This window comes from Actinocrinis sp. (genome assembly GCF_035938995.1).
Classification (GTDB): Bacteria; Actinomycetota; Actinomycetes; order Streptomycetales; family Catenulisporaceae; genus DASZGI01.
Genome location: NZ_DASZGI010000057.1, coordinates 1 through 10796 on the forward strand (window position 1 = coordinate 1; position 10796 = coordinate 10796).

General features: G+C 71.9%; 12 protein-coding genes and 1 pseudogene. 9 read left to right on the plus strand and 4 right to left on the minus strand.

Features of this window, described 5'->3' with window-relative positions:
• The 4 genes from VGZ32_RS03790 to VGZ32_RS03805 all read left to right on the plus strand — a co-directional run.
• The coding region (locus VGZ32_RS03790) for an AAA domain-containing protein (RefSeq protein WP_326884386.1) at positions 1–987 on the plus strand (987 nt) is incomplete at its 5' end.
• 10 nt (positions 988–997) lie between these two features.
• Positions 998–1852 carry a TIGR03621 family F420-dependent LLM class oxidoreductase gene (locus VGZ32_RS03795; protein WP_326884387.1) on the plus strand — a complete coding sequence of 285 codons (855 nt, stop codon included), beginning with the start codon at positions 998–1000 and terminating at the stop codon, positions 1850–1852.
• 88 nt (positions 1853–1940) lie between these two features.
• Complete coding sequence (locus tag VGZ32_RS03800) at positions 1941–3347, plus strand: acyl-CoA synthetase (RefSeq protein ID WP_326884388.1); 1407 nt, start codon at positions 1941–1943, stop codon at positions 3345–3347.
• Between the two features lie 61 nt (positions 3348–3408).
• Positions 3409–3921, plus strand: a complete 513-nt coding sequence (locus tag VGZ32_RS03805; RefSeq protein WP_326884389.1) for a GNAT family N-acetyltransferase — start codon at positions 3409–3411, stop codon at positions 3919–3921.
• Between the two features lie 30 nt (positions 3922–3951).
• On the opposite strand, the gene VGZ32_RS03810 is transcribed toward VGZ32_RS03805, so the two are convergent.
• The 4 genes from VGZ32_RS03810 to VGZ32_RS03825 form a co-directional block, all read right to left on the minus strand.
• Positions 3952–4752 carry an HAD family hydrolase gene (locus VGZ32_RS03810; RefSeq protein WP_326884390.1) on the minus strand — a complete coding sequence of 267 codons (801 nt, stop codon included), beginning with the start codon at positions 4750–4752 and terminating at the stop codon, positions 3952–3954.
• A gap of 77 nt (positions 4753–4829) precedes the next feature.
• Complete coding sequence (locus tag VGZ32_RS03815; protein ID WP_326884391.1) at positions 4830–6419, minus strand: molybdopterin-dependent oxidoreductase; 1590 nt, start codon at positions 6417–6419, stop codon at positions 4830–4832.
• 68 nt (positions 6420–6487) lie between these two features.
• A complete protein-coding gene (locus tag VGZ32_RS03820) occupies positions 6488–7477 on the minus strand; it encodes an RNA polymerase subunit sigma-70 (RefSeq protein ID WP_349263473.1) in 990 nt (329 codons plus the stop codon).
• Between the two features lie 40 nt (positions 7478–7517).
• Complete coding sequence (locus VGZ32_RS03825; protein ID WP_326884393.1) at positions 7518–7961, minus strand: VOC family protein; 444 nt, start codon at positions 7959–7961, stop codon at positions 7518–7520.
• Positions 7962–8191: 230 nt separating this feature from the next.
• On the opposite strand from VGZ32_RS03825, the gene VGZ32_RS03830 reads away from it, so the two are divergent.
• The 5 genes and pseudogenes from VGZ32_RS03830 to VGZ32_RS28575 all read left to right on the plus strand — a co-directional run.
• Positions 8192–9280 carry a hypothetical protein gene (locus VGZ32_RS03830; protein ID WP_326884394.1) on the plus strand — a complete coding sequence of 363 codons (1089 nt, stop codon included), beginning with the start codon at positions 8192–8194 and terminating at the stop codon, positions 9278–9280.
• Between the two features lie 46 nt (positions 9281–9326).
• A complete protein-coding gene (locus tag VGZ32_RS03835; protein ID WP_326884395.1) occupies positions 9327–9617 on the plus strand; it encodes a MoaD/ThiS family protein in 291 nt (96 codons plus the stop codon).
• A gap of 283 nt (positions 9618–9900) precedes the next feature.
• Entirely contained in the window at positions 9901–10122 is a 222-nt protein-coding gene (locus VGZ32_RS03840; RefSeq protein ID WP_326884396.1) for a hypothetical protein, read from the plus strand.
• Positions 10119–10532 carry a type II toxin-antitoxin system VapC family toxin gene (locus VGZ32_RS03845; protein ID WP_326884397.1) on the plus strand — a complete coding sequence of 138 codons (414 nt, stop codon included), beginning with the start codon at positions 10119–10121 and terminating at the stop codon, positions 10530–10532. The genes VGZ32_RS03840 and VGZ32_RS03845 overlap by 4 nt, the downstream gene beginning before the upstream one ends.
• A gap of 154 nt (positions 10533–10686) precedes the next feature.
• Positions 10687–10796, plus strand: a pseudogene (locus VGZ32_RS28575) (aminotransferase class I and II); the annotation flags it as partial.

A 10796-nucleotide genomic window follows, 5' to 3' on the forward strand; every position in this document is an offset into this window, starting at 1 on the left:
CAGGACACAGATACACCGGCGCCAGGTTGGCCGGACGGCGGCTGGCGCTGGGCCATCCTCGACGAGGCGTACCAGATGCGCTCGGACGGCCTGCTCGCGATCGCGCCGCGCTTCGCCCACGGCACCGCCCTGTTCGTCGGCGATCCCGGCCAGCTCGACCCCTTCGCCGCCATCGAAGGGGACCGATGGGCCGGATCCGCCTGGGACCCCACCGACAGCGCCGTCGCCGTCGTACGCGCGCACAACCCCGGCCTCCCGGTGCACCGGCTGCCGTTTTCGTGGCGCCTGCCCCCGAGCGCGGCGCCGCTGGTGTCCGCCGCGTTCTACCCCTTCACCCCGTTCGAGGCCGGCAGCGCCGAACACGACCGCGCCCTCAAACTGCCGGGCGGCGGCATCGGCCGCATCGGCAGCGCGCTCAAGATCGACAGTGCGCTTGACCTCGCCGCCGAAACCGGCTGGGCGCTGCACGAACTGCCCGCGCAGCACACCGTCCGTACGGACGCTGAGGCGCTCGAAGCCTGCGCCGCCCTCGCCGCCCGCCTGCTCGAGCGCGGCGCCGTCGCCTTCGATCCCGCATACGCCGAGGGGCGGCCCGTCAGCGGCGACCGGATCGCGATCGGCGCGGCGCACCGCGACCAGGTCGCCGGGATCCGGCTGGCACTGGACCGGCACGGCTCCGCGACCCGCGCCGTCACCGTGGACACCGCCAACCGCCTCCAAGGCCGCGAGTACGACGTGACGATCGTCCTGCACCCGCTGTCCGGGCGGCGCGACGCGAGCGCCTTCCATCTGGAAACCGGACGCCTGTGCGTGCTGCTGTCCCGCCACCGGCACGCCTGCGTCGTCGTGGCCCGCGCGGGTATCGCAGAGCTGCTCGACGCCCATCCGCACGCCGAACCGGTCCACCTCGGCGTCCCGGTGAAGTTCCCGGACGGCTGGGAAGCGCACCAAGCCGTGCTCGCGCACTTGTCCCGCTTCAAGGCGTAGCGTGGGCGGCATGTCGTCGCGCCCCTTCCGCTTCGCCATCGTCGCCGCCCTGCCCACCGCCGAACGCACCTGGTCCGAGCTGGCGCGCCACGTCGAAGAGCTCGGCTATTCCACCCTGCACGTACCCGACACGCTCGGCACGCTTGCCACCTTCCCGGCTCTGGCCGCAGCCGCCGCGGCGACCACCACGCTGCGCGTCGGCAGCTACGTGATCGCCGTGCCGAACCACCGCCCCACCGCCGTCGCGCACGAGGCCCTGACCGTGGATGTCCTGTCCGGCGGACGCCTCGAACTGGGTATCGGCACCGGCCGCCCCGACGCCGAGCACGAGGCCGCGGCGCTCGGCCTGCCGTTCGGCACCCCCGGCGAGCGCATCGCGCTGCTGCACGAGACGATCCTGGAGGTCCGCGAGCGGTTCGTGAAGCCGCCCGGCCCGCTGCGCCCTGTGCAGCAGCCGCACCCGCCGATCATGATCGCCGCGTCGGGCCCACGCATGCTGCGGCTGGCCGCCGAGGAGGCCGACATCGTCGCGCTCGGCCTGCCGGCCGAGACGACCGAGGACGCCCTCGCGCAGAAGACGGCCGAGCTGCGCGAATACGCCGGAGACCGGTTCGACGACATCGAGCTGGGCACCAACATCGCCGTCATCGGGCGGGACATGCCGCCCTTCATGCGCCGGTTCATCGGGGCCGACCCGGACCAGCTCCTGGAGATCGGCGCGATCTCCGCCCTCGACGGCACTCCCGCCGAGATGGCGGACGTGCTGCGCCGCCGCCGCGACCGGACCGGAGTCTCCTACTTCCAGGTCGGCGAGACGTTCGCCGAGACCTTCGCCCCCGTCGTCGAACTGCTCGCAGGCACCTGATCAGGTCGGACTGGGCCGGCGGCTTGGCGCACGGCCCCCTCCATCGGGCCTTTCGTAAGATCCAAGACCCGGCGGGTACCGTGGCGGCATGCGACTCCTGCCGAGCTTGACCGGGTCGAGCGCCGACGAGGCGGGCGCCCTGCGGATCGCCGACCGGGCGCTGTCGCGCGGGCAACTCGCCGAGGCCGCCAGCGCCCTCGCCGCGCAGATCGACGGCGCGCCAGCCGTCGCCGTGCACGCGACGCCGACCGCCGAGACCGTCGTCGCCGTCGTCGGCGGGCTGCTCGCAGGCGTGCCGGTCGTCCCCGTGCCGCCGGACAGCGGACCCGCGGAGCGCGACCACATCCTGCGCGACTCGGGCGCGGCGCTGCTGCTCACCGCCGAGCGCACGCGGGACGTCTGGGCCGACTGCGGCGTTCCCGTCGTGTCCGTCGATCCCGAAGCGCGCGGCGCGGCAACGTTCCCCGACGCCCAGCCAGAAGCGGCTGCGCTGATCCTTTACACCTCAGGTACCACCGGCGCGCCTAAGGGCGTCCCCATCACCGGACGCGCGATCGCGGCCGACCTGGACGCCCTCGTCGAAGCGTGGCAATGGACCGCCGACGACACACTCGTGCACGGACTGCCGCTGTTCCACGTACACGGCCTCGTCCTCGGCATCCTCGGCGCACTGCGGACCGGCTCGCGCCTCGTGCACACCGGACGCCCCACCGCCGAGGCTTATGCGGCCGCCGGCGGAACCCTCTACTTCGGCGTGCCGACCGTCTGGTCCAGAGTCTGCGCCGACCCCGCCTCCGCCAAGCGCCTGTCCTCCGCCCGGCTGCTCGTCTCCGGCTCCGCCGCGCTGCCGCTGCCTGTAGCCGCCGACCTCGAGACGCTCACCGGCCACCGCCCGGTCGAGCGGTACGGCATGACCGAGACGCTGATCACGCTCTCCGCCCGCGCCGACGACACGGACCGCACCGCCGGCAGCGTCGGGCGCCCGCTCGCCGGAGTGTCGACCCGGCTGGTCGGCGAGGACGGGGCGCCGCTGCCCGCCGACGGCGTCACCGTCGGGGAGCTCCACGTGCAGGGCCCTGTCGTTTTCTCGGGTTATTTGGGCCGTCCCGGAGCCACTGCCGCGGCGTTCACCGCAGACGGCTGGTTCCGCACCGGCGACATGGCAGTCGTCGAGCCCTCCGGCGCGCACCGCATCGTCGGTCGCGCCTCCACGGACCTGATCAAGTCGGGCGGATACCGGATCGGCGCCGGCGAGGTGGAGAACGCGCTGCTGGGCCACCCCGCGGTGCGCGAGGCCGCCGTGCTCGGCCTGCCGGACGACGACCTCGGCCAGCGGATCACCGCCTTCGTGGTGGCCGACGGGGTGACAGAGGACGAACTGATCGGCTTCGTGGCCAGCGCGCTCGCCGCACACAAACGGCCGCGCGCCGTCGTCTTCCGCGACGCCCTGCCCCGCAACGCGATGGGCAAGGTGCGCAAGGACAGGCTGGCGTGATCGCGTCACAGCTTGGCAACTTCATTGCGCGCACTGTCCGGTGCCGGATTGAATCGCGGGGATGGACGACCTGCTGACCAGCCGACTGGTCCTGCACCCGCTCACCGTCGAGGAGGCGGCCCGCCTGGTCGGCGGCACGCCCGGGCCGGAAGACCACTGGGCCGACGGATTCCCGACCGAGGGCGACCGCGACGGCGCCCGCATGTACGCCAAGGCCTCCGCGGCCGGCGAGGCACCCCCCGGCCCGTTCGTCTGCTACCGGATCGACTCCCGGCGCGACGGCGCGGCGATAGGAACCATCGGCTTCTACGGGCCGCCCGACGAGGACGGCCGGGTGGTCGTGGGCTACGGCCTGGTGCCGCCGAGCTGGGGCAACGGCTACGCGACCGAGGCGTTGCGGGAACTGGTCGATCTGTGCCGCGGGCAGCGCTCGGTCCGCGCGATCGACGCCGACACCGACCACGACAACCACGCCTCGCAGCGGGTCCTGGCCAAGTGCGGCTTCCGCATCGTGCGCCAGGACCGCGACCTGATCTATTACGAGCTCGTCTTCGACCGAGCCGAAGAGCGCTGATCCGCACTCAGCCCTCTTCGATCCGACGCTTCAGCCGATCAGCTTCTCCAAGGCGGCCGCGACACCGTCCTCGTCGTTGGAGCCGGTGACTCCGCTCGCGCCGCGCAGTACGTCCGGGTGCGCATTCGCGACCGCGTAGGATGACCCGGCCCAGGCCAGCATCGGCAGGTCGTTGGGCATGTCGCCGAACGCCACGACCGCTTCGGGTTCGATGCCGAGAGCCGCGCAGTACCACGCCAGGGTGCTGGCTTTGGTGGCGCCGGGCGGCGCGATCTCCACCAGGCCGCGGCCGCCCGAGTGGGAGATCTCGGCCGGCACGGTGAGGGCTTGCTGCGCGGCGGCGAGCATCTGGTCCGCCGTGTGTGTGCTTGAACGGGCCAGCACCTTCACCACCCGGCTCACCTCGCCCCACACCGAGTCCCACGGGTCCGCCAGGTACCGCTGCGTGTCGTTGATCAGCCCGATGCGATACCCGGTGTCGTACCAGACCCGCTCGCCGGTCTCCAGGGCGAACCCGCAGTCGGGCACCGCCGGGCGTAACTGGTCGACGATCGCCCGCGCGCCTTCGGCTGCGAATTCGTGCACGTAGGTCGATGTTGCGGCGGCGAAGTCGTGCACGATCGTCCCGTTGGCACAGATCGCGGTCGCGGCGTGGCCGGCCTGCTCGACGATCTGGTCCATCACCCGCGGCGGCCTTGCAGTGACGAACACCACCCCGATCCCGGCGGCCCGGCAGGCGGCCAGCGCCGCTCGGGTGCGGGCGGACACCGAACCGTCCGAGCGCAGCAGGGTTCCGTCAAGATCTGTGGCTATCAGGCGCGGCAAGGTCACCGGGCGATTTTCGCAGTGTTTGATTGCTCGTCGAAAAATGGCAGCGTTTGATTGCTCTTCGAGAACGGCCGGGGTTGTCAGGTCACGTTGATGCTGATCTGGTGGTAGCCGGTCGAGCCGTCCGGCAGGACATCCTGCACCACCGAGGTCTGCAAGGTGCCGGTCCCGTCCGTCGCGCGGACCGCGACGCGGTGCTGTCCGCTGGCCGCCCGCCACGTGTACGACCACTGACGCCAGGTGTCCGGGGTGTCCGCGGCGGCGAGCGTCGTCTCGTGCCAGGCGCCGCCGTCGATCTGCACCTCGACCGCCGCCACCCCACGATGTGTCGCCCACGCCGTACCTGCCAGCACCACGTCACCCGCCGAGACCGTCGCTCCGTCGCCCGGCACGTCGATCCGGGAAGCCGTCTTGACCGGGGCCTGCTGCGCCCACCCCTGGTCCACCCAGTAGGCCGAGGCGGCGCTGAAGGTGGTCAGATTCAGGTCCATCACCCACTTGGTCGCCGAGACGTACCCGTAAAGCCCGGGGATGAGCATCCGGCACGGGAATCCGTGCTCGATCGGCAGCGCCTCGCCGTTCATCGCCACCGCCAGCATCGCCTCGCGCCCGTCGAGCACCGCCGACACCGGGGCGCCGATCGTCATCCCGTCCACCGAGGTGGCCAGGATCTGGCTGGCCCCGGACTGCACCCCGGCCCGGCGCAGCAGCGGGGCCAGCGGCGCCCCGATCCACCGCGCGTTGCCGCAGTACGACCCGCCGACCGGGTTCGAGACGCAGGTGAGGGTGAGGTCGTGCTCGTCGAGGGGCAACGCCAGCAGGTCGGCGAAGGTCAGCTCGAACGGCCGGTCGACCATCCCGTGGATGCGCAGTTTCCACTTCGTCGGGTCGACCTGGGGCACCGTCAACGCCGTGTCCACCCGGTAGAACTGGGTGTTCGGGGTGAAGAACGACCCGAGACCGGGGACGTCGGGATGGGTCGCGGCGGGCACCGGGGCCAGCGCCTCGACCGGGGCCGGGATCTTGACCGCCGCCCGCGCCGGGCCCGCGTTGAATCGCGAGTCCAGCCACGCCTTCGCGCCGAAACCGCCCACCGCCGCGCCGAGAGCCGTGCCTCCCAGCGCGAGCAGGAACTGGCGCCGGTCCGTCGGCCCGGCGCTCGCGTCCCGGCTCAGCCGGGTCAGCCAGCGCAGCACCAGGACCGCCGCCCCGCCCGCGAGCAGCGACGGGAACCACGCTCCGGCCTGCGGGCTCGCCCTGGTCTCGGCGGCCACGATGCCCACGACCCCGAATCCGGCGGCGACCCAGGAGGCGATCGTCAGATGCCTGCGCGCCAGGATCCCCGCCCCCGCCGACAGCACCACCAGCGCCACGTAGACGCCGCTGAGCAGCACGGTCTTGTCGTTGGAGCCGAAGTTGCGGATCGCGAACTCCTTGAGCGGCTGCGGGGCGAGGTCGATCGCCCGCTGGCCGACCGCGATCGCGGGCGCGGCGGCCGCGCCACCGGCGGCCACGGCCGCCAACTCGCCGACGGCCAGCGCCGCGGCGCCCGCCATCAGACCGCACCACGCGGCGAGGACCGGGCCGCCCTGACCGTCGCGGCGCGTCTTCGGCGCAGAGGAGCCCGGCCCCTCTTCACGCGGCGGAATGGCAGGCGGCACGGTGTCCATGGCTCTGATTCTCGCGCCGCGTGCTGAGAAAACCGATCAGTTCCGGAGTCCGTCGCCTTACATACTGCTTACGATCCGGACAAGATCATCGGCAGGCCGAGGCCGGGGAACGTGTTCGGGCCGAAAGTGGTGATCTCCACGATCTGACCGCCCGCGGTCCGCAGCACGTCCAGCTTCATCGCCCGGAACTCGCCGTCGTCCCAGCGGCGCAGATAGCTCGCGGCGGCGGGCATCCGGTTGGCCCCGGTCGGCACCAGCCGCCAGTCGCCATCCCGGTCCGGCCCCATCGCCCGCTCCATCAGCGGCGCGAGCGCGTCGAGCCCGTCGAAGCACCACGGGTACGGCGGCATCGTCACACGGATGTCGGTCGAGGTGACCGCCACGGCCGCAGCTACGTCGCAGCGTTCGTGCGCGTCGATGAACTTCTCCAGCAACTCCCGCTCCTCGGCGCTGGGCCGCCGGACCGGCCACTGGCTGCGGCGCTCCGGCAGGTGCTGACGCATCGTCGCGCGGGCCCGCTGCAAAGCGCTGTTCGCCGCCGCGACACTGGTCTCGAGCAGCCCCGCGGTCTCCTCGGCCGGCCGCCCCAGGACGTCGCGCACCAGCAGAGCGGCCCGCTGCCGCGGCGGCAGGACCTGAAGCGCGGCGAGGAACGCCAGCTCGATCGTCTCCCGCTCGACCGCTACGGCGTCAGGCTCCTCGGCGCTCGGCGCGATCTCGTCCAGCAGCCGGTCCGGATACGGTTGCAGCCAGGGCACCTCGGCGAACGAGCGCATCGCCGAGGCCTGGTGCGTGCTGTGGCGCAGCATGTCCAGGCACACGTTCGTGGCGATCTTGTAGAGCCAAGCGCGGAACAGCGAGCTGCCGTCGAAGCCCTCCCGGCCGCGCCACGCGCGCAGGTACGTCTCCTGCACCGCGTCCTCGGCGTCGTCGAAGGAGGCGAGCATGCGGTAGCAGTGCACGTGCAACTCGCGCCGGTGACGCTCGCTCAGCTCGGCGAAGGCGGACTCGTCCCCGGCGAGCGCCGCGGCGATCAGCTCGCCGCGGCCGCCCGCCATGCCCGCGTCGGCGCGGTCCCGGGTCGTCACGGTCTGCGGCTCACTTGCCCTGGTTCGCAGCCGCGATCCGCCAGTCGGTCTTGACCTCCTGCAGCACCCAGCCGTTGCCGTCCGGGTCGCTGAAGTCGGCGAACGACTCGTAGTCGGATCGGTCCGGGTGCGGCCCCTCGTGCCACGCGCCGTCGACGATGTGCCGGATCCCGCTGACCTCCACCCCGCGCCCGATCAACTCGTCACGGGCGGCGACGATGTCCGAGACGATCAGGTGCAGGCCCCTGGTCGTGCCCGGCGCGGCCACCACGCCCAGGCCGTCGCCGAACCCGATCGAGCAGCCCGACCCGGGCGGGGTGATCTGCACGACCCGCATCTTCTCGCCGACCGGGGTGTCGACCAACAGGTCGAAGCCGGCCTGCTCGGTGTAGAACGCCTTGGCCCGGTCCACGTCGGCGACTGGCAGCAGCACCAGTTCGAGGCGGTATTCCATGATCGTCTCCTTTGTCGTCGACACCTGCTCTCGCGCGGGTGTCGACAGTGAAACGGGCGACCCCGCCGAAACTCATCGGTGGAGCGATGAACCGCTGAGATTATTTTTGGCGGTGCTGCGGCCCGGCGCGACCCGTGCTCACCAAACCTGGCGGATCGGACCCTGGCGGATCACCAGAATTCCCGCGTTTCCCCGCGCGGATGTCGCAACCCGCTACTACCGTGGGCGGCATGGCTGACACGCTCCTGCTCGCCGGAACCCGAAAGGGTCTCCTCATCGCGCGCGGGCGAGCCGGTTCCTGGGAAGCCGAACCGCTCGCCCTTCCGATGACGGCCGTGTACGCGGTCGGTATCGACACCCGTCGCCCCACGCTCCGCCTGTTCGCCGCGGCGACCAGCGAGCACTGGGGCCCCACCATCCTGCACTCCGACGACCTCGGCGCCACCTGGGGCGAGCCGGACCACGCGCCGGTGGCCTTCCCCAAGGACATCGATGCGGCGCTCGGCCGGGTCTGGCAGATCCAGCCCGGCCCCGCCTCCGAGCCGAACCTGGTCTACGCCGGCACCGAGCCCTCCGCGCTCTTCGTCTCGCACGACGGCGGCATCAACTTCGAACTGGTGCGCGCCCTCTGGGATCACCCGCACCGGGAGAACTGGGCCCCGGGCTACGGCGGCCAGGCCGTCCACACGATCGTGCCGCACCCCGAGCAGCACGACCGAGTGCTCGTCGCGATGTCGGCCGGCGGCGTCTACCGCACCTTCGACGGCGGCGAGAGCTGGGCCCCGGCCAACAAGGGCGTCAAGGCCACGTTCCTTCCCGAGGAGCAGCGCTACCCGGAGTACGGGCAGTGCGTGCACAAGGTCTCCGGGGACTGCGGCAACCCCGACCGGCTGTACCTGCAGAACCACAACGGGGTCTACCGCACCGACGACTGGGGCACGAGCTGGACCTCCATCGCGGACGGGCTGCCCGGAGAATTCGGCTTCTCGATCGTCGCCGACCCCGTCCGCCCCGACTACGCGTACGTGTTCCCACTGGTCAGCGACTACCAGCGGTTCACCCCCGACTACCGCTGCCGGGTCTTCGGCACCGACGACGCCGGCGGCAGCTGGTCCGAGGTCGGGGTCGGGCTGCCCCAGTCCGGCTTCTACTCGATCGTCCTGCGGGACGCGTTCACCGCCGACAGCCACGATCCGGCCGGGCTGTACTTCGGCACCCGGAGCGGGGAGCTTTTCGCGGGCGGCGTCGGACGCTCGTGGACCCGCGTCGCCGAGAACCTGCCCGACGTGCTCTCGGTGCGCGCCATGGTTCTCGACTGAGCACAGTGCTGGAGTGGACCCGGCCTCTTAGTGAGGGAGACAGGCCATGAGCGTGACCCTCCTCGTTCCCAGTGCGCTGGCCGGGTTCGCGGGCGGGCGGCGCGAGGTCGAGCTGGACGGCCCCGGCGGCGGCGCGACGACCGTCGCCGGGGTGCTCGACCGGCTCGCGGACCAGCTGCCGGCGCTGGAGCGGCGGCTGCGCGACGAGCGGTCCGCGATCCGCCGCCACGTGAACGTCTACGTCGACGGAACCGACATCCGCGACCTGTCCGGCCCGGACACCGCCGTGCCGGACGGCGCCACCGTGCAGGTCATCGCCGCTGTAAGCGGGGGCTGACCGCGCCCCCGCCCGGCAGGTGCGCCAGCTTGGCCGGATTGAGCAGGGCGAAGGCCCGGCGTCCGCGACCGACCCGAGAAGCCGGTACGCCACCGACGTCAGGTACCGCCGATGCTCCTCGAAGCCGTCCGCCGGGGACTCCCCGTCGGCTCCGGCCGCACCTACGAGTTCAAAATCCGCCCCGCCGTCGCCCACGCCACGAAAATACCGCCTCGCCCCCGTCCCGCGCCGCCGTAAGCACGCACTTGGCCTGTGCCCGACAGGACCGCGTTAAACTGGGGATATGACCGTCCGGGATGATCTGCACCATCTGGTGGACGCTGTGCCCGAGGATCGCCTGCCGAGCGTGGTCGAGTTGCTGCGCCAGTTCGCCGAACTCGGCCACGAGGTGCGTCCCCGGCGGGTCTTTCGCAGCGCCGGCGCGCTCTCGGCCGAGCGGGACCTTGCAGCCCGCAGCGAGGACATCCTGCGCGCGGAGCTCGGCGAGGAGGAGACAACCTCGTGATCGTCGTCGACACCGGCCCGATCGTGGGCCTGATCAACGATCGCGACGACGATCACGAGCGCTGCCTCGCACTGCTCAGCAGCCATCCCGGTCCCCTGCTCGTACCCACTCCGGTGTTCACCGAGGTATGCCTGCTGCTCGAAAAGCGCCGTGGCACGCGCGCGGAGCTGGAATTCCTCCACGACGTTCGCTCCGGATTGTTCCAGCTGGTAGAGCTGACCGCGGCGGACCTCGACCGGATCGGGGTGCTCGTGGACAAGTACGCGGACCTGCCGTTGGGAACGGTGGACGCTTCGGTGATCGCCGTCACCGAGCGGCTGAAGCTGACCGAGGTCGCCACCCTCGATCGTCGTCATTTCTCCGTAGTGCGCCCCGACCACGTTCCCGCGCTCACGCTGCTGCCGCAGTAGGCTGCGCCCGCATCCGGCGGTGCTCCTCGAAGCCGTCCGCCGGGGACTCCCCGTCGGCTCCGGCCGCACCTAGGAGTTCGAAATCCGCCCCGCCGTCGCCACGCCACGAAAATACCGCCTCGCCCCCGTCCCGCGCCGCCGTAAGCTTGATCGCGTGCTGCGCGACGTGACGGCGACCCGGTATGTGACCCCGCTGCGGGAGGGCGGGTCGCTGCCGGCCATCGTCGAGGCCGACGACCTGGGCATGTACGTGGTCAAATTCCG